Origin of the sequence: Arthrobacter sp. 754 (genome assembly GCF_040548695.1) — a bacterium.
Taxonomy (GTDB): domain Bacteria; phylum Actinomycetota; class Actinomycetes; order Actinomycetales; family Micrococcaceae; genus Arthrobacter.
On sequence record NZ_JBEPSC010000008.1, the window covers coordinates 111,837 to 133,352 of the forward strand.

The following is a 21,516-nucleotide window of genomic DNA, read 5'->3' on the forward strand; positions in this document are numbered from 1 at the left end:
GCAGGTTTCCCGCAGGTTAACTCTCAGCCTCTCCCTTTTCCGCGGTTTCTCCCGCCCGTATGCTGTGCGCCGTAGCTCCGGCCCGGGCTTGGCAACACTCCCGAAACTGTCCCGAAACCAACGCCGCGGACACCGAAACAATCCGCTCCTACATTCATCGCAAGGGGTCACTTCTGACGGACCTCGGAGGCGAACCGCTGCCCAGCGCAGCGGCAGAGTGAGAAGCAGGTACACATGAGGGTTTCGGTCACCAAACGCGCTTTCCTTCCCCTGGCAGCGGCCGCCCTGGCCACCGTCCTGGCAGGCTGCGGCAGCCAGATTGCGGACCCGGCGTCGGCGGGTTCCACCGCCAGCAGCGGCGCTTCCTGTGTCAACACCTCGGGCAGCAGCGTCAAAGTGGGGTTCATCAACTCGCTCTCGGGCACCATGGCCATCAGCGAGAGCACTGTCTTCGACTCCCTGACCCTGGCCGCCGAGGAGATCAATGCTTCCGGCGGTGTCCTCGGCAAAAAGCTCGAGGTCATCAGCGAGGACGGCGCCAGCGAACCCACCAAGTTCGCGGAGCGTGCCGGAAAGCTGATCCAGCAGGACTGCACCGCCGCCGTGTTCGGCGGCTGGACCTCGTCCAGCCGCAAGGCGATGCTCCCATTATTTGAGGCCAACGACGCACTGCTCTTCTATCCGGTGCAGTACGAGGGCCTGGAGTCATCCAAGAACATCTTCTACACCGGGGCCACCACCAACCAGCAGATCATTCCTGCCCTGGACTACCTGGCCGAGCAAGGGACCAAGTCACTCTTCCTCGTTGGCAGTGACTACGTCTTCCCGCGCACAGCCAACAAGATCATCCAGGCCTACGCCGAGGCCAAAGGCATCGAAGTCCTCGGGGAAGAGTACGCCCCGCTTGGTTCCACGGAATTTTCCACGATCGTCAACAAGGTCCGGGATTCCAAGGCTGACGCGGTCTTCAACACCCTCAACGGCGACAGCAACGTGGCCTTCTTCCGCCAGTACAAGAGCATCGGCCTGACGGCGGACACCATGCCGGTGGTCTCAGTCTCCATCGCCGAGGAGGAAGTCCCCGGCGTCGGCCTGGACAACGTGCAGGGCCAGCTGACGGCCTGGGATTACTACCAGACCCTGGACACCCCGGCCAACAAGAAGTTCGTCGCCGCGTTCAAGGCCAAGTTCGGCTCCGAGCGGGTAACGTCCGACCCCATGGAGGCTGCCTACACCTCGCTGTACCTGTGGAAAGCCATGGTGGAAAAGGCAGGCTCGTTTGAGGTGGACAAGGTCCAGGCTGCAGCTGACGGGGTGACCTTCGAGGCACCTGAAGGCCTCGTAACTGTCAACGGAGAGAACAACCACATCACCAAGACCCCGCGGATCGGCAAGATCAACGCGGCAGGCCTGATCGACACGGTGTGGTCATCACCTGCGGCCGTTGAACCGGATCCTTTCCTGGCCACGTACGACTGGGCCAAGGGCCTGGCCAAGTAGCGGCCGCTCCGGAATCGAGGAAAGGCCTGCTGGAATGGAACTCCTGATAGGGCAGATGTTCGCCGGACTCAGCCTCGGCTCGGTGCTGCTCCTGGCAGCACTGGGACTCTCGTTGACCTTCGGCCAGATGGGGGTCATCAACATGGCCCACGGCGAGTTCATGATGGCCGGCGCCTACACGGCCTTCGTGGTCCAGCGGGCCATCTCCGACGCCGGCATATCGCTGCTGGTTTCCATTCCCGCAGGCTTCCTGGTGGGAGGTGCCCTGGGGCTGGTGCTCGAGGCGGTGCTGTTGCGCCGCATGTACCACCGGCCCCTGGACACCCTCCTGGTCACCTTCGGGGTAGCGCTGATCCTGCAGCAGGCCGCACGTGACATCTTCGGCGCGCCCAGCGTTGATGTCCGGGCGCCGGCCTGGCTGCAGGGGAACATCGAGTTGCTGGGCGCCCCCATCCCGCTGACCAGGCTCTTTATCCTGGGGCTCTCGTTGCTATGCCTGGCCGGCCTGGTCCTGCTGCTTAAGGCCACTCCCCTTGGACGGCGTATCCGGGCTGTTGTCCTGAACCGCGACCTCGCGGAAACCTCCGGGGTGTCCACCCGGCGCAGCGACCAGCTGACCTTCTTCATTGGTTCGGGCCTGGCCGGCATCGCCGGCGTCGCGGTTACCCTGATTGGTTCCACCAGCCCGTACCTGGGCACCAACTACATCGTGGACGCCTTCCTGGTGGTGGTGGCCGGCGGCATCGGCCAGATCAAGGGGGCCGTCATCGCCGCTTTTGCCCTGGGAGTGCTGCAGTCCGTCTTCGAGTACTCGACGACGGCCAGCATCGGCAAGGTCCTGATCCTGATCGTGATCGTGGTGTTCCTCCAGCTCCGGCCGCAGGGCATCTTCAGCCTCAAGACGAGGAGCCTGGCATGAAAGGCCTGTTGCGCGGACGGATGGGAACCGCGCTCGGATTCACTCTTGGGGCGGTCCTGCTGCTGGGCGTTGCGCCCGCGGTACTTCCTGCCTTCAACCTGGCGCTGCTCGGGAAGTTCCTCTGCTTCGCGATCGTGGCGGTCGGCATCGGCCTGGCGTGGGGACGGGGCGGCATGCTGACCCTGGGCCAGGGGGTGTTCTTCGGTCTCGGCGCCTACATCATGGCCATGCACATGAAGCTGGCCGATGCGTCGCTCTTCGGCGGCTCCGGTGTCCCGGACTTCATGTCCCTTTACGGCAGCGGCGAGGTGCCCGGCTGGTGGGAACCGTTCCGCAGCCCCGCGGTGACGCTCCTTGCCGTGGTCCTGGTTCCCGGGCTGGTGGCACTGGTCCTGGGATTGGCGATCTTCAAGCGCCGCGTCAAAGGTGCCTATTTCGCGATCCTCAGCCAGGCCCTGGCAGCCGCCTTCGCGGTGTTCCTGATTGGCCAGCAGGCCACAACAGGCGGCTCCAACGGACTCAACGGGTTCCGGTCCTTCTTCGGTTTCGACCTGAAGGATCCGAACAACAAGCTCATGCTCTACATGATCGCCGCGGTTGTCCTGCTGCTCTCCCTGGCCGCTGCCCGGCAGCTGATGCACAGCAGGCTCGGCGAGTTGCTGGTGGCAGTCCGGGACCAGGAGGAGCGGGTCCGTTTCCTTGGTTACGATCCCGCGACGGTCAAGACAGTCATCTACGTGGCTGCAGCCGTGCTGGCAGGCATTGCGGGGGCGCTGTTCGTCCCGCTCGTGGGGATCATATCGCCGGCGGATGTGGGGGTGATCCCATCCATCGCGTTCCTGATCGGCGTCGCAATCGGCGGCCGCGCCACACTGCTGGGGCCGGTCCTCGGCGCTGTGGGAGTCGCCGCAGCCCAGTCCAGCCTTTCCTCCACCTTCCCGTCCTTCTGGGTGTACTTCCAGGGGCTGCTGTTTGTCCTGGTGATCGGGTTCATGCCGGGCGGGCTTGCCTCTTTGCCGGGGCTGGCGCGCAGGCGGCGAAGGACCCAGGCTGCAGCAGCACCGCAAGCAGCAGCGCCCGAAGCGGCAGTGCCCGCGGCGCCGCGTCCTGCCCCGCCGGATGCCGAAGCAGCGGATCCTGCAGCACCGGACCCCGCACCTGACACGAGAACAACCAGGCCTGAGGAGGTCAGCAGATGACTACCCCCACTCTGCTTCCCGAGGGGGAGCCACAGGCCGGGGGGCTGCGCCACGGCCGGCCCAAATACCTTGAAGTCCGCGGCCTCTCGGTATCCTTTGACGGATTCCTCGCCGTGGACAACGTCAACCTCACTGTGATGCAGGGCGATCTGCGGTTCCTGATCGGACCCAACGGTGCCGGGAAAACGACCGTCATCGATGCCATCACCGGGCTGGTGCCGGCGTCGGGGTCAGTGAACCACACCGGTACAGAGATCCTCGGCCGCAAAGTGCACCAGATCGCCAAGCTTGGCGTGGGGCGCACGTTCCAGACCGCGAGCGTGTTTGAGAACCTCTCCGTGCTCCAGAACCTCGATATCGCTGCGGGCTCGGGCCGCGGCCCGCTGAAGATGCTCCGCCGCCGGAAGTCCGTGGAGCCGGCCGTGGAAGAGGCACTGGAAATCATCGGCCTGGCAGGTGCGGCGCACAAGCAAGCCGGCATCCTCGCCCACGGCCAGAAGCAGTGGCTGGAGATCGGCATGCTGCTGGTGCAGAACTCAGACGTGCTCCTGCTGGATGAACCAATTGCAGGGATGAGCCAGGATGAGCGGGCTGAAACAGGTGAACTGCTCCGCCGGATCGCCGCCAGCCGGATCACCGTGGTCATTGAACACGACATGGACTTCGTCCGTGAGTTCGCCACGTCGGTCTCAGTCCTCGCCGCCGGCAAAGTCCTTAGCGAGGGAAGCGTGGCACAAGTGCAGGCGGATCCGAAGGTGCAGGAAGTCTATCTGGGCACCCCGGGGACCTCGGGAACTTCGGGAACGGAAGGCCACTGATGCTGGAAATCGAAAATCTTCAGACCGGCTACGGCCGCACTCAGGTGATCTCCGGAGTGAGCCTGACGGTGGAGGAGGGAGCCGTTGTCTCCGTCCTGGGGCACAACGGTGCCGGGAAAACGACGTTGCTGCGTGCCGTCGTCGGGCTTCTCAAACCCATGGCGGGACGCATCACGCTGGACGGGGAGGACATTTCTGCCCTCCGCCCGCACCAGCGAGTGGCGCGCGGCATGGCCTATGTGCCGCAGGGCCAGCAGTCTTTCGGGCAGCTGTCCGTCATGGAGAACCTGCAGCTCGTGGCAGACGGGCGGAAGAACGGTGCTGAACGAGTGGCGGAGGCCCTAGAGATGTTTCCCGCCCTCCGGCCGCTGCTGGCACGGCGGGCGGGACTGCTTTCGGGCGGCCAGCGTCAGCAGCTGGCCATTGCCAGGGCCCTGATCACCGACCCGAGACTGCTGATCCTCGACGAACCAACTGAAGGAATCCAGCCCAACATAGTGGCCGAGATCGAAGCGACCATCGTCAAGCTGTCCCAGCGCGACGGCATGAGCATCCTCCTGGTGGAGCAGCACATCGGATTTGCCCTCCAGGCTGCCGACAGTTACTACGTCCTTTCCGCCGGCAGGGTCTCATCCTCTGGAGCCGGGGGTGCCGGATCGGCCGCCAGTGTGCGGCAGGCCATGCTCATCTGAGGCGACCTAGTAGCTGGCAGGGGGTTCGCCGTCGGACGTTTGGATGAAGGCGGCGGCGAGGGCTTCGGAGCCCCTCGCCAGCAGGGCGACGTCGGCGCCCACCAGGATGAAGTCGGCGCCGGACTCAAGGTAGTGGCGGGCGGTGTCGGGGTTGAAGGCGTTGACGCCGGCGGGTTTGCCGGCCGCTTTGGCGGCGGCGAGGCAATGCTCGACGGCGGCGCGCACCTCGGGATGTTCCTGCTGGCCCAGCAGCCCCATGGAAGCGGCGAGGTCGGAGGGGCCGAGGAAGATGGCGTCCACGCCGTCAACGGCGAGGATGTCTTCCACATGGTCCACGGCGGCCGTGGATTCGACCTGGACGGTGACACTGATGGTCTCCCCGGCCCTGGCAAGGTAGTCCGGGACCCTGTTCCAGCGCGCGGCCCGGGCAAGGGCGGAACCCACCCCCCGGACTCCTTGCGGCGGATACCGCGTGGCGGCCACAGCCGCTTCCGCCTCCGCTGAAGAGTTGACCATGGGGATCAGCAGGTTCTGCACGCCCAGGTCGAGGTACTGCTTGATCACCACAACGTCGTTCACGGGCGGACGGACCACCGTGTGGACGGGGTAGCCGTGGATGGCCTGCAGCTGGGCGAGGACGGATTCGAGCCCGTTGGGGCTGTGTTCGGCGTCGACCAGGAGCCAGTCCAGCCCCGACCCTGCGCACAGCTCGGCCACCAGCGGGCTGCCCGAGCACACCCACATCCCCGCCAGCGGACGGCCTGCGTGGTCCCTTTGCCTGCGGAGGGCATCGCGGAACGTGTCTTCTATTCGAAGCGGCATGTCACAACTCCCAGTGGTCCGTAGTCTGCGTGGACGGTGTCGCCCTTATATACCCACATCGGCCGCGTGAAAGAGCCGGCCAGGATGATGTCGCCGGCTTTCATCCCGTCCCCGTGCGCGGCGATCTTGTTGGCCAGCCAGTGCACCCCGTTGGCCGGATGGTCCAGGACCCCGGCGGCGACACCGGTTTCCTCCACGGTCTGGTTCTTGTAGAGGATGGCGGCGACCCAGCGGAGGTCCACGGCGTCGGGCTTCACAGGGTTGCCGCCGATCACCATGGCACCCATGGCCGCGTTGTCCGCGATGGTGTCCACTATGGTCCGGCCTTCCATCTCGATCCTCGAATCCAGGATCTCGAGGGCCGGAACCACGTAATCAGTAGCTCGAAGCACATCGAAAATGGTGCAGCCCGGGCCCTTCAGCCCGTCCTTCAGGACAAACGCCAGCTCCACTTCCACCCGGGGGTGGGTGTACTGGTCCCATTCCACCGAGCAGCCGGTCTCCAGCACCATGTCATCAAAGATGGCGCCGTAGTCCGGTTCCGTGATGCCGGTGGCGGCCTGCATGGCCTTTGACGTGAGGCCGATCTTCCGGCCCACGAGGGTCCGGCCGGCTTCCTCGTTCCGGCGCCGCCACAGCTGCTGCACCGCATAGGAGTCCTCCACCGTCATCTCCGGGTAGCGGGCTGTCAGGCGGCGGACCGGTTTCCGGTTCCGGCCGGCCTCCAGCAGCTCGTCCGCAATGGCCTCAATCGTCTTGGCGTCCAGCATGGCTACAGCTGCGCTCCGAGCTTGAAGCCTGTCCGGTCCCCTTCAGGGGCGCCGTCCTTTCGGGTGTAGGAGAACCCGTCGGCGCCCACGGTGACCGCCATTTCGCTCTTCTCTTCACGGACAATGACCGGCTGCGGGTTGCCGTCGAGGTCCAGGACGAGGGAGGCTTCGGTGTACCAGGAGGGAACTACCGGGTTGCCCCACCAGTCGCGGCGCTGGTTGTCGTGCACGTCCCAGGTGACCACGGGGTTGTCGGGGTCGCCGGTGTAGTAGTCCTGGGTGTAGATCTCTACGCGGTGGCCGTCCGGGTCCAGGATGTAGAGGTAGAAGGCGTTGGACACGCCGTGGCGGCCGGGGCCGCGTTCGATGCGGTCGCTGATGCGGAGGGCGCCCATCTTGTCGCAGATCTGGATGATGTTGTGCTTCTCGTGCGTGGCGAACGCGATGTGGTGCATGCGCGGGCCGTTGCCGCCGGTCAGCGCGGTGTCGTGGACGGTCTGCTTGCGGTGCATCCAGGCCGCGTACGTGACGCCGTCGGAATCCTGGATGTCCTCCGAGACGCGGAAGCCCAGGTCCTCCAGGTACTTGCGGCCGCGGGGAACGTCAGGGGTGACCTGGTTGAAGTGGTCCAGCCGCACCAGTTCGCCCGCGGAGTAGAGGTCGTAGCGCTGGGTGAGGCGTTCCACGTGCTCCACCTCGTAGAAGAACTCGTAGGGGAAGCCCAGCGGATCCTCTACCCGGACGGAGTCGCCGATGCCCTTGGTGAAGCCTTCCTTGCGGCGTTCGGTACGGCAGCCCAGTTCCTTGTAGTAGGCCTCGGCGGCGTCCACTTCTGCGGGGGACTTCACCCGGTAGGCGAAGGCTGCGACGGCGGCGATGGGTCCCTTGCGGAGCACCAGGTTGTGGTGGATGAACTCCTCGAGGCAGCGCAGGTAGATGTTGTTCTCATCCTCCTCGGTGACGTGCAGGCCCAACATGTCGACGTAGAACGCACGGGACTTGGCGAGGTCGGTGACCACGATCTCCATGTAGGCGCAGCGGACGATGTCCGGGGCCGGGACGGTGGGGGTGGGAACGAAGTTGGTCATGATGCTCTCTCTTCTTTGAAAGGGGGATCTTCTTTGAAAGGGGGATATGGGATTTAGCTGTCGCCGGCGGCGGCGGAGTCTTCGATGCTGCCGAACTTGGGCGTGTGGACCGTACCCAGGGTGATGTGGACGGCTTGCTGGTCGGTGTAGAAATCGATGGAGCGGTAGCCGCCTTCGTGGCCGAGGCCGGAGGCCTTGACGCCGCCGAACGGCGTGCGGAGGTCGCGGACGTTGTGGCTGTTCAGCCAGACCATGCCGGCCTCGACGTTCTGGGAGAAGTTGTGGGCCCGCGTCAGGTTCTGGGTCCAGATGTAGGCGGCCAGGCCGTACCTGGTGTTGTTCGCCAGAGCCAGCGCCTCGTCGTCGTTCTCGAAGGGGGTGATGGCGACGACGGGACCGAAGATCTCCTCCTGGAAGATCCGGGCGTCGGGGGCGACGTCGGCGAACACCGTGGGTGCGATGTAGTTGCCTTCGGGGAGGCCTTCCGGCCGTCCGCCGCCGGCCAGCAGCCGGCCCTCGGATTTGCCGATCTCCACGTAGGAGGCCACCTTCTCGAAGTGCTCGGGGTGCACCAGCGCGCCCACCTGGGTCTTGGGATCGTGCGGGTCGCCGACCACGATGTTCTTGGCGCGGGCTGCGTACTTCTCGCAGAACTCGTCGTAGATGGCACGTTCGACCAGGATGCGCGAGCCGGCGGTGCAGCGTTCGCCGTTGAGGGAGAACACCCCGAACAGGGCGGAATCGATGGCGGCGTCCAGATCGGCGTCGGCGAACACGACGCACGGGGACTTGCCGCCGAGCTCCATGGACAGGCCCTTGAGGTTGGCTGCGGCGTTGCGGAAGATGGTCTGGCCCGTGGTGGTCTCGCCGGTGAAGGAGATCAGCGGAACATCCGGGTGCTTGACCAGCGCGTCACCGGCTTCCTCGCCCAGGCCGTTCACCAGGTTGAAGACGCCATCAGGCAGGCCGGCGTCCTTGAAAATGGTGGCCCACAGTGAAGCGGACAAGGGGGTGAACTCGGCGGGCTTCAGGACCACGGTGTTGCCCGTGGCCAGTGCCGGGGCGAGCTTCCAGGACTCCAGCATGAACGGGGTGTTCCAGGGTGTGATGAGGCCGGCGACGCCGATGGGCTTGCGGTTCACGTAGTTGATCTGTGAGCCGGGGACCTTCATGGCGTCGTCGAACTGCGCCACGATCAGGTCGGCGAAGAAGCGGAAGTTCTCCGCCGCGCGCAGGGCCTGGCCCTTGGCCTGGGTGATGGGCAGTCCGGTGTCGAATGTTTCCAGTTCGGCGAGGCGGGCCTCCTGCGCCTCAACGGCATCGGCGATTTTGTTCAGGATGCGGGCCCGTTCGCGGGGCTTCATTTTCGGCCACGGGCCGTTCTTGAAGGCTTCGCGGGCTGCGGCGACGGCGAGGTCGATGTCCTCTTTCTGGCCGGCGGCGGCCGTGGCGTAGTTCTGGTTGGAGACCGGGTCCAGGACGTCGAAGGTTGCCCCTCCCACGGAATCTACGAACTGGCCGTTGATGTAGTGCTGGATGTGGGTGGGAAGGTCCTGCGGCACGTAATGCTTCGTGGTCTGTTCGGCAGTGAACGTCATTGTCTTCTTCCTTACTTAAGAGCAACGCGGGGTCACTTCTGGCCCTTTGGAGGCCCGTTATCGGGCGTTTAGTGACCCCGCGTTGTGTGGGGAGGGGGCTGCCTGGGCGAGGTAAGCGTCCAGGGTGGAGGAACGGTGCAGCCGGGCGGCCTTTTCAATCTCTTCCGCGTCCGCTCCGGTTTCGATGAGCCGGAGCAGCGCCTCGTGCTCGTCCACGGATTCGTGGGCGCGGCCGGGGACAAAGCGGAAAGTGGAGGACCGCAGCGAAGCGAGCCGGTTCCAGCCGCGGTGTACCAGGTCCAGGATGTGCGGGTTGGGGCAGTGTTCGAACAGGACGCTGTGGAAGTCCTGGTTCAGCTGGGTGAAACGGACGGGATCGAAGTGCTCCAGGCAGTCCCGCATTTCCGAGTTGATGCTGCGGGCCCGCGCGATGTCCTGCGCTCCGATCAGCGGAGCCGAGATGGCGGTGGCCGCTCCCTCCACGATGCTCAGGGTCTGCATGGTGTAGAGGTATTCGGTGGGATCTATGCCTGCCACGGTGGCGCCAATGTTGCGTTCGAAGGTCACCAGGCCTTCGGCTTCGAGCCGGCGGATGGCTTCCCGGACCGGAACAACACTGAACCCAAGGTCCTTGGCGATGGTGCCCAGGACCAGCCGGTAGCCGGGCGTATACGTTCCCTCCACGATCCGGGCCTTCACGGCGCGGTAGGCCTGCTCAGACTTGCTGCCTGTATTACCGGCGGCCACAGCTGTTTCAGTCACGGGCTTGGCCTGCTTCCCATTCCTGGTACCTGGCCCGCCAGCCCGCGTTCAGCGGGTACAGGCCGTCCACGCTGTGGCCCTGCTGGACCATTTCGGCGATGAACGTTTCCTCGCGTTCCTGGACGATGGAATCGTCCGCGACCTCCTCGGCCAGCGCCGGCGGGATGACCAGGATGCCGTCCGAGTCGGCCACGATGATGTCACCCGGCTGCACGGTGGTTCCGCCGCAGGCGATGGTGATGTCAGTGTCCCAGGGGATGTGGCGCCGGCCCAGCACCGCCGGGTGCGGGTTGGAATAGTAGGTAGGCATCTCCATCGCCGCTACCGCCGAGAAGTCGCGCACGCCGCCGTCGGTGATGATCGCAGCGGCACCGCGCACCTGGGCACGCAGGGCAAGGATGTCGCCGATAGTGCCGGTGCCCTTCTCCCCGCGGGCCTCCATCACCAGGATCTCGCCCTCGTTGACCGAGTCGATCGCCTGCTTCTGGGCATTGAAGCCGCCGCCGTGGGTCTGAAAGAGGTCCTCACGGTTGGGAACGTAACGCAGGGTCCGGGCCAGGCCGACCACCCGCTTCTCCGGCCGCGTTGCCGTAAGCCCGTCAATGCTGACGTTGTTAAGCCCGCGCTTGCGCAGCTGGGAGGACAGTGTGGCGGTGCAGACGCTCTCCAGTTTTGCCTTCAGTTCCGGGGAAAGGACGGGCCCGACGGCGGCGCTCCCGTTGGCGGTCAATCCCGCGGCCTCACGCGAACCGTACGCCTCCTCGCGCTGGACGTCATCAGCCTGCGGCTGGGCACCAAAGTCGGCGAACGGCGTCGTGCCTTCCTCCACTGTGGTGGCCAGTCGGCCGGTGGCCAGGCGCCCGTCGGCGGTGCTGACTTCCACCTCCAGAACATCCCCCGGTTTGGCGACGGAGGCGCCGGCGGGGGTGCCGGTGAGGATGATGTCGCCTTCTTCGAGGGTCAGCAGCTGGGACAGGTCCGCCACCAGCTGGGCGAACGGGAAGAGCAGGTCTGCCGTGGTGTCGTCCTGTACCGCCACGCCGTTGTGCCAGGTGCGGATCCGCAGGCCGGCGGGGTCGACGGCGTCTGCCGGAATGAGTGCCGGGCCCACAGGGGTGAAGCCGTCCCCGCCCTTGGACCGGAGGTTGGAGCCTTTGTCCGCGTAGCGGAGGTCGTAGACACCGAGGTCGTTGCTGGCGGTGACCCATTCGACGTGGCTCCAGGCGTCCGCGATCCCGACGCGCCGGGCGGGCTTGCCGATGATGAGCGCGATTTCGCCCTCGTAGCCGAGCAGTTCGCAGCCCGCTGGGCGTTCCACCGGTGACCCGCTGAGCGAAAGGGAGGAGGATGGCTTGAGGAAGTAGGACGGCTGGGCGGGAGTCCGTCCGCGCTGGGCGGCACGGCTGGGGTAGTTGATGTGCACCGCGATGACTTTGCGGGCCGAGGCCAGGGTGTGGTCGGTGACCTGTTCCAACAGATGCTCCTCGTCGAGTACGAAATCGTATACGATCACTATACTCACCGCCGACGGCCCGTCAAGCCCCGGCTTCCCGGTTTTTTTGAACGCTGCAAAGCGTGAAGGGAGGGCAAATCGAAAGACCCTTGTAGCCCCCGTCACACCTGCCGTACAGTTGAAATCCAATCTATGGTTTCATTTATCGAACGGTAAATTCTCATATAGAACAGACCGTCCGCCGACGACCACCACACAGCGAAGTGAGGAAAGCCCGTGCAGTTCCACCATCACGGATATGTATCCGGGAACCCCCGCGTAAAGCCGGCAGCCGGAGTGGGCATCAACCGGCCTGAGGACCTTCCGGATGAGGTCGACGTCCTCATTGTGGGCACAGGCCCGGCGGGCATGCTCGCCGCCGCGCAGCTCTCCGAGTTCCCGGACATCACCACCCGGATTGTCGAGCGCCGCCCCGGCCGGCTCGTCATCGGCCAGGCCGACGGCATCCAGGCCAGGAGCGTCGAGACGTTCCAGGCGTTCGGCTTTGCCGAGCGGATTATCGCCGAGGCCTACCGCATTACGGAGATGGCGTTCTGGAAGCCGGACCCGGCTGACCGTTCGCGCATCATCAGGGGCGCCAGGGCGGTCGACGACGAAATGGGCATCAGCGAGTTCCCGCACCTCATCGTCAACCAGGCGCGTGTGCTGGACTACTTCGCCGAAGTCATGGCCAACTCGCCCACTCGAATGTCCCCTGACTACGGCTTCGAGTTCCGCGGCCTTGAGGTCACCGGCGAGGGGGAGTACCCCGTTACCGTGACACTCGCCCACTCGGTGGGTCCCAACGAGGGCCAGGAGCGCGTTGTCCGCGCCAAGTACGTTGTTGGTGCCGACGGCGCGCGGAGCAAGGTGCGGGACTCGATCGGGTGCACCCTCGCGGGCGATGCGGCCAACCATGCCTGGGGTGTTATGGACGTCCTCGCCAACACGGATTTCCCGGACATCCGGACCAAATGCGCCATCCAGTCCGGCTCGGGCGGCAGCATCCTGCTGATCCCGCGCGAAGGCGGCTTCCTGTTCCGCATGTACGTTGACCTTGGTGAAGTCGATCAGCATGACCGCGGAGCCGTGCGCGCCACCACCATCGAGCAGATCATCGCCCACGCCAACCAGATCCTGCACCCCTACACGCTGGACGTCCGCAATGTTGCCTGGCACAGCGTCTATGAGGTCGCCCATCGCCTCACTGACAGGTTCGACGACGTCCTTCCGGACCAGCGTGGGACCCGCACCCCGCGCGTGTTCATCACCGGTGACGCCTGCCACACGCACAGCGCCAAGGCAGGCCAGGGAATGAACGTCTCCATGCAGGACGGCTTCAACCTCGGCTGGAAACTGGGGCACGTTCTTGAGGGCCGCAGCCCGGAGAGCCTGCTGTCCACCTACTCCGAAGAGCGCCAGGTGGTGGCGAAGAACCTCATCGACTTCGATAAGGAATGGTCCACCATGATGGCGAAGAAGCCCGAGGAGTTCGCGAACCCCTCCGAGCTTGAGGACTTCTACGTGAGCACGGCGGAGTTCCCGGCCGGCTTCATGACGCAGTACGCGCCGTCGATGCTCACCGCCGAGCCCGCGCACCAGGACCTTGCGGCAGGCTTCCCCATCGGCAAGCGCTTCAAGTCCGCGCCGGTGATGCGTGTCGGTGACACCAATCCGATCCACCTTGGGCACCACGCCACGGCTGACGGCCGGTGGCGGATCTACGTCTTCGCCGATGCGGCGGCGCCCCAAGCGGCACAGGCCGGACCGCCGTCGGCCGTTGACAACTTCGCCGAGTGGATGGCGAACTCGCCGGACTCACCGCTGGCCGCGACGCCGTCGGGCGCTGACCTGGACGCCTGGTTCGACGTGAAGGTGATCTACCAGCAACCGCACACGGAAATCGACATCAATGCCGTTCCCGCAGTGTTCAAGCCGCTCGTGGGACCGTTCCAGCTCAGGGATTACGAGAAGGTCTACGCCACGGATCCGAAGGCTGACATCTTCGAGCTGCGCGGCCTGGACCGCAGCGGCGTGGTGGTTGTAGTGAGGCCGGACCAGTACGTGGCCAATGTCCTCCCCCTGACGGCGACGGCGGAACTGGGTGCGTTCTTCGCGCCGCTCCTGCAGGTCCGCCAGCCCAAGGAGGCCTGACCCCCGGTCCACTTGAAGGCAACCGGTTGCCACCTATTGGAGGCCGTGTACTAACATAGGCATGCAGCCCGCACGCAAAATGCCTGCTTGTGCACGGCCTCCCCTCCGTCCCGGACCGGGGCCGCCGGCGGTAACCCCTCATTGGCGGCCGCCCGAGCTCGTTGCCAATCGGAGGAGGACCTCATGGCTGAAGAAATAGACACGCCCCGCTCTGCGGACCCGCCGCCGAAGGCACTGATCCCCCGGAGCCAGCTCGGCGGCACGGACAGGCGGCGTAACGGCCAGGACGTCGAAAACCGCCCGCCCGTCTCCAGCCAGGAACTCAGCAAGGCACCCGCCGAACTGATCGAGGAACGTGGGCCGAAGGTCAACTGGCGCGTTTTCGTGATCTCCTCGGCCATCATCATTGCCTTCTCCGTGTGGGCCATGGTCATGCCCACCGGGGCAGCCGCGACCATGAAGACCGTGGTGGCCTGGATCGCGGAAAACCTCGGCTGGTTCTACGTCCTCACTGTCACGGTGGTGATTGTGTTCGTGCTGTGGGTGGCCCTGTCCAAGGAAGGGTCGGTCCGCCTCGGCCCGGACCACTCCCGCCCGCAGTACAAACTCTTCACCTGGGTGGCCATGCTGTTCGCCGCCGGCGTGGGCATCGACATGCTCTTCTACTCGGTCACAGGACCCATCACCCAGTACATGATGCCGCCCGTGGGCGAAGGCCAGACCCCGGCCGCCGCCCAGGACGCCGTGGTCTGGACCATGTTCCACTACGGGGTGGCCGGCTGGGCCATGTACGCGCTGCTTGGCATGGCCATGGGCTATTTCGCCTACCGCTGGGGCATGCCGCTGTCCATCCGCGCCGCCCTCTATCCGCTGCTGGGCAAGCGCGTCCGCGGCGGCATGGGCGACGCCATCGACATCGTGACCCTGGTGGGCACGGTCTTCGGCGTTGCCACGTCCATGGGGATCGGCGTGGTGCTGCTGAACGTCGGGTTCTCCTTGCTTTTCGGCCTGCAGCAGGGCCTGGCACTGCAGATCGCACTGGTGATTGTCGCCGTGGTGATGACCATCGCCGCGTGCACCTCCGGCGTCGACAAAGGGATCCGGTGGATCTCCGAGCTGAACATCTGGAGCGCAGCGGCCATGCTGCTTTACATCCTGGTGACGGGCCAGACCTCGTTCCTGCTCAACTCCATGGTGGAGAACATCGGCCGGTTCCTGTTCACTCTTCCTGACCGCACTCTGCAGACGTTCGCTTACGAGGAGGGCGGCTCGGAGTGGATGGCCGGCTGGACCCTGTTCTTCTGGGCTTTCTGGCTGGCCTGGGGTCCGTTCGTGGGGCTGTTCCTGGCCCGCATTTCGCGAGGCCGGACCTTGCGGGAGTTCGTCATCGCCGCCATCACGGCCCCTGTGCTGTGCGATTTCCTGATCGTCAGCATGTTCGGCAACAGTGCCATGCATGAGGTCCTGAACGGCAACACGGAGTTCGCCCAGCTGGCCATGGACAGCCCGGAACAGGGCTGGTACGCCCTGCTGGAGATGTTCCCCGGTGCCGGCTTCCTGATCGGCCTGGGCACCCTGTCCGGCATGCTGTTCTACCTCACCAGCGCCAACTCCGGAGCGATGGTGATGTCCAACTTCTCATCCTCCATCCCGGATCCTTCACAGGACGGGGCCAAGTGGCTGCGCATCTTCTGGGCGGTACTCACCGCGCTGCTGACCATCGCCATGCTGGTGGCCGGCGGCGTAACCACCATGGAATACGCCACGCTGATCTTCGCCCTGCCGGTGACCATCATCGCCTGGCTGGTGATGGCGTCCTTCTCCAAGGCACTGCGCATGGAGCGAGCCGAACGTGAAGGACAGGTCCTGCGGCGGCAGTCGACGGCGGCCCATGGCGGCCACGTGCCGGACCGCACCTGGCGCCAGAGGCTGGCCGGGATGCGTTCGTATCCGTCGAAGAAGCAGGTGGCCCAGTTCATGGAACGCACTGTGCAGCCTGCCTTGGCGGATGTGGTCAGGGAGTTCACCAAGCAGGGCTACCAGGCCACCCTGGACCTGATCCCGGACGAGCACACGGCCATTTCCAGCCACGCGCTGGTGGTCAGCATCCCGGACCACCGCGACTTCCACTACCAGGTCAAGGTGGTTGAGGCGCCGGTGCCGATGTTCGGCGGAAGGATGTCCAGGCAAACGGACGTCTACTACCGGGTGGAAGTGTTCGCCCAGACCGGCTCGGAGGGCTACGACCTCATGGGGCTGTCCCACCAGCAGGTCATCGACGACGTCCTGGACCGGTACGAGGCGCACCTGGGTTTCCTGACCTACTCAACCCAGCACGACTACGCCTCGGTGCTCACTCCGCCCGTTCCGACAGCGACGGGGAGCATGCCGCTGGTGGAACTGCCGCGCGAAGGTGGAACGGACAAACCCGGAGCCTAAGCGGGCGGGCGCCTCCTAGACAGTTGCCGCCTTGCCCAACCGGTAATCGGCGGCGGCGTAAACGCCGAGGATCCGCACTTCGGTGGTGAAGAACGCCAGTTCCTCGAGGGCCAGGCGCAGCGCCAGGTCCTCGGGGTGGCCTTCGACGTCGGCCATGAACATGGTGGCGGCAAACTCGTTGCCCACCATGTAGCTTTCCAGCCGTGTCATATTGACGCCGTTGGTGGCGAACCCGCCGAGGGCCTTGAACAGCGCCGACGGGACGTTCCGGACGCGGAAAAGGAAGCTCGTGACGGCCGGCCCGGCCAGTTCATCCCTGCCGGGAAGCTCTTTTTCCGGCGCCAGGACTACAAACCGGGTGGTGTTCGACGGGTCGTCCTCCACCCGGGAAGCCAGTACCTCCAGGCCATAGATCTCGGCGGCCAGCGGGGGAGCGAGGGAGAGTTTCGTGGGGTCGTTCCACTCCCGCACCTCCCGGGCTGAACCGGCGGTGTCGCCGGCAATGACGGGCTTGAGGCCGTGCTCGCGGATCAGCCGCCGGCACTGGCCCAGGGCGTGGATGTGGCTGTGGACCTCGGTGGCCGCATCGATGCTGCTGCCGGGAATGCCCAGCAGGTCGAAATGGATGGGCAGGAAGAACTCGCCCACGATCTGCAGCCGGGACTGCGGCAGCAGGATGTGGATGTCAGCCACCCGGCCGGCGATCGAGTTCTCAATGGGGATCATCGCCAGTTCTGCCTCGCCGCTGGAAACCAGCTCGAAGGCATCCTCAAAGCTGGCGCAGGGAACACTTTCCAGCTCGGGGAACATCTGCATGCACGCGATATTGGAGTTGGCGCCGGGCTCACCCTGGTACGCAATCTTCTGGGCCATGGTCCGTATGGTTTCACGGCCCGCCCAATCCCCCCAATTGGCGGCTGTTATCCCGTCATGGTTGCTGCCGCCACGCGGCCACTTCGACCACACGAACCGGTCAGCTCGGCATGACCCGGAGCCAGACGTACTGGTACGGGGCAAGGACGATGCCGCCGGCCAGGCTGACGGTTGCCCCGGTGAGAAGTTCGACGGCGGCGGCCCCGAACCCGGAAAACGTCACCGCCGGAAGCTGCCGGACGCCGTCGCTGAAGTTTGCCAGCACCAGGACGGTGCTTGCCGGACCTGCGCTGCCGGGACCTGTGCCGGCCTCGCCCGGACGCTGGAAACCCAGCACACCGGGGGAGTTTGTACGGAAGCCAATGAGCCGGGTCCCCGCCAGTTCAGGGGTTGAGGCCCGAACCTCGGTCATGCGGCGAAGACCGCTGAAGATCCGACCCTCGGGGGTGGCGGGGTCGTGCCTGCGGGCGTACTGCTCCGCGGGATAGTGGGGCCGATGCACCCAGCGGCTGTCGGCGTCGTGCCCTTCCTCCAAGGCGTAGTGATAGTCATTGAGCTGCCCCACCTCGTCGCCCAGGTAGAGGAGGGGAATGCCGCCGGTGCTGAACGCCACCGAATGGGCGAGCAGGATCCTTCCAATCGCGTGCTCCGGATCGTCCTCCAGCCCGCAGAGGGAGGCGGTGGTTCCGGAAATGCGGCAGTCGCCGGTGCGGGGGTTGTCCTGGAACGGCACGCCCCGTGCAAAGCTTCCCGGGAAACGGTTGACGTAGAAGGCGTTGAGGAACCGCCGGTGGTCAAAGCCGTTGATTCCCAGTTCAGCAGCGTCCTCGTCGGCGAAGGTCCAGCCGATATCGTCATGGCTGCGGACATAGTTCACCCATGATGTGCCGGCGGGAATGTTGTGCCGCCGCTCTAGGGCATGGGACAGCAGCGCCACGTCCCGGGTGGCCAAGGACTCCCAGATGAGGGCCATCTGCAGCGGGTTGTAGGACAGCTGGCATTCGGCCGGATCGATGTAGAGCGCCACCTCGTCCGGGTGCACAATAGCCTCGGATTTGAACAGCAGCGACGGCGCCGCGAGCCGGCACACGGCGTTGAACGCCCGCAGGAGCAGGTGGGCTTCGGGCAGGTTCTCGCAGGGTGTGCCGAGCTGCTTCCAGATGAAGGCGACCGCGTCCATGCGCAGGATGTCCACGCCCTGGTTGGCGAGGAACAGCATTTCGCCGGCCATGGCCCGGAACACCGCCGGGTTCGCGTAGTTGAGGTCCCACTGGTAGGTGTGGAACGTGGCCCACACCCACCGGCCGTCCGGCAGCGGGACGAAGGATCCGGGGTGGTCGTCCGGGAAGATCTCCCGCACGGTCCGCTCAAAGGCGTCGGGCATGGTCCGGTCCGGATAGATCCAGAAGTAGTCGCTGCACTCCGGATCGCCTGCCGCCGCCCTGCGGGCCCACTCATGTTCATTGGACGTGTGGTTGAAGATGAAGTCCACCACGAGGTTGATCCCGTTGTTCCGGAGCTCCCCAGCCAGCTCGCGCAGCTGCTCCATGGTGCCCAGTTTCGGGTTGACCTGGCGGTAGCTGGAAACCGCATAACCGCCGTCGGAGTGCGGCTCCGGCGCCAGGAACAGCGGCATCAGGTGGAGGTACGTGAGGCCGAGCTCCTTGAAATACGGGATCCTCGCCCGGACGCCGTCCAGGCTCTCGGCGTACCGGTCCACGTAGCAGACGCCGCCGAGCATGCTGTTGGACAGGAACCAGCTGCTGTTCCCCTCCCGCTCGGCGTCGACGGCCTTCAGCCCGGCCGGTCGCTCCTGCCAGGAGCGGGCACATTGGACCACCAGTGCGGTGAGCTGATCGAGCCAGTCCTCCCGTGTTCGGTACAGGCCGTGAAAGAGCTTCCGGAGCTCGGGGAAATGCCGGTCAAAGCGTTGCCTGAACGCGCCGTCCGGGTCCGCTTCCGCCCGGGGAAGGTCGCGGTTCAGCGCGTCCAGGACGTGCTGGTAGGCCGATTCGTCCACGTTGACCTGCCCCTGCATAGTCCACTCCTCCTGCTGCGGCCGGCTCATCCCGCCGGCTCGTGGTTAGGGAAGTATGCCACGGGAACATGACCGCTGACAGGCGCCGGCCCGGCCAGAACGGCCTGCGGCAGCAGGCCGCAGGAAGTCCGGGAGCAACAATCGTTGATAACATCGGATGTTGAACATTCAATGAATTTGAGGAGACAGTGTGGACTCGCGGCTGGAAACCATCCGGAATACCGTGTTGGCGCGGAACCCCGGCGAGGCTGAATTCCACCAAGCGGTGACAGAGGTTTTCGAGAGCCTTGGACCCGTCCATGACAGGCACCCGGAGTTCCTCGAAGCGGCCATCCTGGAGCGGCTGTGCGAGCCCGAACGGCAGATCATCTTCCGCGTGCCGTGGACCGACGACTCCGGCCGCGTGCGGATCAACCGGGGCTTCCGGGTTGAATTCAACTCAGCCCTCGGCCCGTACAAGGGCGGCCTGCGCTTCCACCCGTCCGTCTACCTGGGGATTGTGAAGTTCCTTGGTTTCGAGCAGATTTTCAAGAACGCGCTGACCGGCATGCCCATCGGCGGCGGCAAGGGCGGCTCGGACTTTGACCCCCGCGGCCGCAGCGATGCCGAAGTGATGCGGTTCTGCCAGTCGTTCATGACCGAGCTGTACCGCCACATCGGTGAGTACACGGATGTGCCTGCCGGCGACATCGGTGTGGGCGGACGCGAGATCGGCTACCTCTTCGGCCAGTACAAGCGCATCACCAACCGGTACGAATCCGGGGTCCTGACCGGCAAAGGCATCTCTTGGGGCGGCTCGCTGGTCCGGCCCGAGGCCACCGGCTTCGGCACCGTCATCTTCACCGAAGAGATGCTCAAGACCCGGGGAACGTCCTTCGACGGCCAGCGTGTGGTGGTCTCAGGTTCCGGCAACGTCGCCATCAACGCCATCGCCAAGGCCCAGTCGCTCGGCGCCATGGTGGTGGCCTGTTCCGATTCGTCCGGCTACATCGTGGACGAGGCGGGAATCGACGTCGAACTCCTCCGGCAGGTGAAGGAAACCGAGCGCGGACGCCTTAAGGACTATTCCCTGCGCCGTTCCGGCGTTGCCTACGTGGAGGCCGGCTCCGTGTGGGACGTCAACGCCACCGTGGCTTTGCCGTGCGCCACGCAGAACGAGCTCGACGGCGATGCTGCCGCGAGGCTGGTCCGCAACGGCCTGCTTGCCGTCGGTGAGGGCGCCAACATGCCATCCACCCGTGACGCGGTCTCAGTGTTCCAGGACGCCGGCGTGCTGTTCGGCCCGGGCAAGGCAGCCAACGCGGGCGGCGTGGCCACGTCGGCGCTGGAGATGCAGCAGAACGCCAGCCGCGACTCCTGGTCCTTCGAGCACACCGAACAGCGCCTCACGGAGATCATGGTGGGGATCCACCACCGCTGCGCCGCCACTGCCGATGAATACGGGGAGCCCGGCAACTACGTGCTCGGCGCCAACATCGGCGGCTTCGTCAAGGTAGCCGACGCGATGCTCGCCCAGGGCCTGATCTAGCGCGGCAGGGTGAGGATTTCGGCGCCGTCGCTGGTGATCGCGATGGTGTGCTCGCTGTGGGCCGTCCGGCATCCGGTCGCGCTCCGGAGCGTCCACCCGTCCGCATCGGTGACGAGCTGGGCGGTGTCCACCATGACCCATGGCTCCAGTGCCAGCAGCAGCCCGGGGCGCAGTTTGAATCCACGGCCCGGCCGTCCGGTATTCGGAACGTGCGGGTCCTGGTGCATGGTTGATCCGATGCCATGACCGCCGAACTCGGTGTTGATGGGATACCCCGCTTCGCTGAGGACGGCGCCGATGGCGTGGGAAATGTCGCCGATCCGGGCCCCGGGACGGGCGGCGGCTATCCCTGCAACGAGGGCGCGTTCGGTCGCGTGGATCATGGCGACGCTCTCCGGGGGCTTTGATCCGCCCACGATGAAACTGATGGCGGAGTCTGCGGCGATTCCCCGCTTAGAGACAGCGAGGTCGAGAGTCAGCAGGTCGCCGTCGGCAAGCGCATAGTCGTGCGGCAATCCGTGGAGGACGGCGTCGTTGACGGCGGTGCAGATGTAGTGGCCGAAAGGTCCGCGTCCGAAGGATGGCGCGTAGTCGACGTAGCAGGAATCCGCTCCAGCCTTGACGATCATGGCCTGGGCCCACCTGTCGATGTCCAGGAGGTTCGTCCCTACAGTGGTGCGGCCCTTCAGCGTCTGCAGAATGTCAGCGACCAGGGCGCCTGTTTCCCTGGCCCGGTCCAGTTCCGTGGAGTTCAGGATCTCGATCATGCGGCGCCTCTCTCATGCGGCCAATATCTATACCGGCCATATTATGGTGGGCCTTCC

17 protein-coding genes are annotated in these 21,516 nt (G+C 65.4%); 8 read left to right on the forward strand and 9 right to left on the reverse strand.

Annotation, left to right across the window (positions count from 1 at the left end):
* The first annotated feature begins 234 nt into the window (after positions 1–234).
* From urtA to urtE, 5 genes are read left to right on the forward strand one after another with little or no spacing between them, the layout of a single operon-like run.
* The gene (gene urtA, locus ABIA70_RS20240; RefSeq protein ID WP_354149375.1) at positions 235–1,500 is read left to right on the forward strand and encodes an urea ABC transporter substrate-binding protein; all 1,266 of its coding nucleotides are present in this window, start codon (positions 235–237) and stop codon (positions 1,498–1,500) included.
* Positions 1,501–1,534: 34 nt separating this feature from the next.
* Positions 1,535–2,419 carry an urea ABC transporter permease subunit UrtB gene (gene urtB, locus ABIA70_RS20245; protein WP_354149376.1) on the forward strand — a complete coding sequence of 295 codons (885 nt, stop codon included), beginning with the start codon at positions 1,535–1,537 and terminating at the stop codon, positions 2,417–2,419.
* The gene (urtC, locus tag ABIA70_RS20250) at positions 2,416–3,618 is read left to right on the forward strand and encodes an urea ABC transporter permease subunit UrtC (RefSeq protein ID WP_354149377.1); all 1,203 of its coding nucleotides are present in this window, start codon (positions 2,416–2,418) and stop codon (positions 3,616–3,618) included. Before urtB ends, urtC begins: the two co-directional genes overlap by 4 nt.
* Positions 3,615–4,436 (forward strand): urea ABC transporter ATP-binding protein UrtD, encoded by an 822-nt coding sequence (urtD, locus tag ABIA70_RS20255; protein WP_354149378.1) that lies wholly within the window; start codon positions 3,615–3,617, stop codon positions 4,434–4,436. Before urtC ends, urtD begins: the two co-directional genes overlap by 4 nt.
* Complete coding sequence (gene urtE / locus ABIA70_RS20260; protein WP_354149379.1) at positions 4,436–5,128, forward strand: urea ABC transporter ATP-binding subunit UrtE; 693 nt, start codon at positions 4,436–4,438, stop codon at positions 5,126–5,128. Before urtD ends, urtE begins: the two co-directional genes overlap by 1 nt.
* A gap of 6 nt (positions 5,129–5,134) precedes the next feature.
* Here the strand turns inward: urtE and ABIA70_RS20265 are convergent, their stop codons facing one another.
* Genes ABIA70_RS20265 through ABIA70_RS20290 form a run of 6 tightly spaced genes read right to left on the reverse strand, consistent with a single transcriptional unit; the run spans position 5,135 to position 11,642 of the window.
* Positions 5,135–5,950: an aldolase/citrate lyase family protein gene (locus tag ABIA70_RS20265; RefSeq protein ID WP_354149380.1), complete on the reverse strand. Its 816-nt coding sequence runs from the start codon at positions 5,948–5,950 to the stop codon at positions 5,135–5,137.
* Complete coding sequence (hpaH, locus tag ABIA70_RS20270) at positions 5,935–6,720, reverse strand: 2-oxo-hept-4-ene-1,7-dioate hydratase (RefSeq protein WP_354149381.1); 786 nt, start codon at positions 6,718–6,720, stop codon at positions 5,935–5,937. Before hpaH ends, ABIA70_RS20265 begins: the two co-directional genes overlap by 16 nt.
* A 2-nt stretch (positions 6,721–6,722) precedes the next feature.
* Positions 6,723–7,808 (reverse strand): 3,4-dihydroxyphenylacetate 2,3-dioxygenase, encoded by a 1,086-nt coding sequence (gene hpaD, locus ABIA70_RS20275; RefSeq protein WP_354149382.1) that lies wholly within the window; start codon positions 7,806–7,808, stop codon positions 6,723–6,725.
* Between the two features lie 53 nt (positions 7,809–7,861).
* Complete coding sequence (gene hpaE, locus ABIA70_RS20280) at positions 7,862–9,406, reverse strand: 5-carboxymethyl-2-hydroxymuconate semialdehyde dehydrogenase (protein WP_354149383.1); 1,545 nt, start codon at positions 9,404–9,406, stop codon at positions 7,862–7,864.
* A 57-nt stretch (positions 9,407–9,463) separates the two neighbouring features.
* On the reverse strand, positions 9,464–10,168 hold the full coding sequence (locus ABIA70_RS20285) for a GntR family transcriptional regulator (RefSeq protein ID WP_354149384.1): 705 nt from the start codon (positions 10,166–10,168) through the stop codon (positions 9,464–9,466).
* Positions 10,161–11,642, reverse strand: a complete 1,482-nt coding sequence (locus ABIA70_RS20290) for a fumarylacetoacetate hydrolase family protein (RefSeq protein WP_354149482.1) — start codon at positions 11,640–11,642, stop codon at positions 10,161–10,163. Before ABIA70_RS20290 ends, ABIA70_RS20285 begins: the two co-directional genes overlap by 8 nt.
* 255 nt (positions 11,643–11,897) lie before the next feature.
* Here ABIA70_RS20290 and ABIA70_RS20295 point away from each other — a divergent pair, with 255 nt between their 5' ends.
* Together ABIA70_RS20295 and betT are read left to right on the forward strand one after the other, a co-directional pair.
* On the forward strand, positions 11,898–13,814 hold the full coding sequence (locus ABIA70_RS20295) for an FAD-binding monooxygenase (protein ID WP_354149385.1): 1,917 nt from the start codon (positions 11,898–11,900) through the stop codon (positions 13,812–13,814).
* A gap of 183 nt (positions 13,815–13,997) precedes the next feature.
* Complete coding sequence (gene betT / locus ABIA70_RS20300; RefSeq protein WP_354149386.1) at positions 13,998–16,253, forward strand: choline BCCT transporter BetT; 2,256 nt, start codon at positions 13,998–14,000, stop codon at positions 16,251–16,253.
* Between the two features lie 15 nt (positions 16,254–16,268).
* On the opposite strand, the gene ABIA70_RS20305 is transcribed toward betT, so the two are convergent.
* Together ABIA70_RS20305 and ABIA70_RS20310 are read right to left on the reverse strand one after the other, a co-directional pair.
* Positions 16,269–17,126: a prephenate dehydratase gene (locus ABIA70_RS20305; protein WP_354149387.1), complete on the reverse strand. Its 858-nt coding sequence runs from the start codon at positions 17,124–17,126 to the stop codon at positions 16,269–16,271.
* Positions 17,127–17,226: 100 nt separating this feature from the next.
* Positions 17,227–19,164, reverse strand: coding sequence for an amylosucrase (locus ABIA70_RS20310; RefSeq protein WP_354149388.1), 1,938 nt, complete (start codon positions 19,162–19,164; stop codon positions 17,227–17,229).
* 190 nt (positions 19,165–19,354) lie between these two features.
* Here ABIA70_RS20310 and gdhA point away from each other — a divergent pair, with 190 nt between their 5' ends.
* Positions 19,355–20,692 (forward strand): NADP-specific glutamate dehydrogenase, encoded by a 1,338-nt coding sequence (gene gdhA / locus ABIA70_RS20315; protein WP_354149389.1) that lies wholly within the window; start codon positions 19,355–19,357, stop codon positions 20,690–20,692.
* Here gdhA and map read toward each other — a convergent pair.
* Positions 20,689–21,459 carry a type I methionyl aminopeptidase gene (gene map, locus ABIA70_RS20320; protein ID WP_354149390.1) on the reverse strand — a complete coding sequence of 257 codons (771 nt, stop codon included), beginning with the start codon at positions 21,457–21,459 and terminating at the stop codon, positions 20,689–20,691. The two genes, gdhA and map, sit on opposite strands and share 4 nt — an antisense overlap.
* Between the last annotated feature and the right edge of the window lie 57 nt (positions 21,460–21,516).

What these genes read in the sequence shown, in the direction of transcription:
- hpaD (WP_354149382.1), bottom strand. Translation starts at nt 7,808, where the DNA reads ATGACCAACTTCGTTCCCACCCCCACCGTCCCGGCCCCGGACATCGTC.
- urtA (WP_354149375.1), top strand. Translation starts at nt 235, where the DNA reads ATGAGGGTTTCGGTCACCAAACGCGCTTTCCTTCCCCTGGCAGCGGCC.
- hpaE (WP_354149383.1), bottom strand. Translation starts at nt 9,406, where the DNA reads ATGACGTTCACTGCCGAACAGACCACGAAGCATTACGTGCCGCAGGAC.
- urtD (WP_354149378.1), top strand. Translation starts at nt 3,615, where the DNA reads ATGACTACCCCCACTCTGCTTCCCGAGGGGGAGCCACAGGCCGGGGGG.
- urtC (WP_354149377.1), top strand. Translation starts at nt 2,416, where the DNA reads ATGAAAGGCCTGTTGCGCGGACGGATGGGAACCGCGCTCGGATTCACT.
- ABIA70_RS20305 (WP_354149387.1), bottom strand. Translation starts at nt 17,126, where the DNA reads ATGGCCCAGAAGATTGCGTACCAGGGTGAGCCCGGCGCCAACTCCAAT.
- map (WP_354149390.1), bottom strand. Translation starts at nt 21,459, where the DNA reads ATGATCGAGATCCTGAACTCCACGGAACTGGACCGGGCCAGGGAAACA.
- hpaH (WP_354149381.1), bottom strand. Translation starts at nt 6,720, where the DNA reads ATGCTGGACGCCAAGACGATTGAGGCCATTGCGGACGAGCTGCTGGAG.
- urtB (WP_354149376.1), top strand. Translation starts at nt 1,535, where the DNA reads ATGGAACTCCTGATAGGGCAGATGTTCGCCGGACTCAGCCTCGGCTCG.
- ABIA70_RS20310 (WP_354149388.1), bottom strand. Translation starts at nt 19,164, where the DNA reads ATGCAGGGGCAGGTCAACGTGGACGAATCGGCCTACCAGCACGTCCTG.
- ABIA70_RS20265 (WP_354149380.1), bottom strand. Translation starts at nt 5,950, where the DNA reads ATGCCGCTTCGAATAGAAGACACGTTCCGCGATGCCCTCCGCAGGCAA.
- betT (WP_354149386.1), top strand. Translation starts at nt 13,998, where the DNA reads ATGGCTGAAGAAATAGACACGCCCCGCTCTGCGGACCCGCCGCCGAAG.
- urtE (WP_354149379.1), top strand. Translation starts at nt 4,436, where the DNA reads ATGCTGGAAATCGAAAATCTTCAGACCGGCTACGGCCGCACTCAGGTG.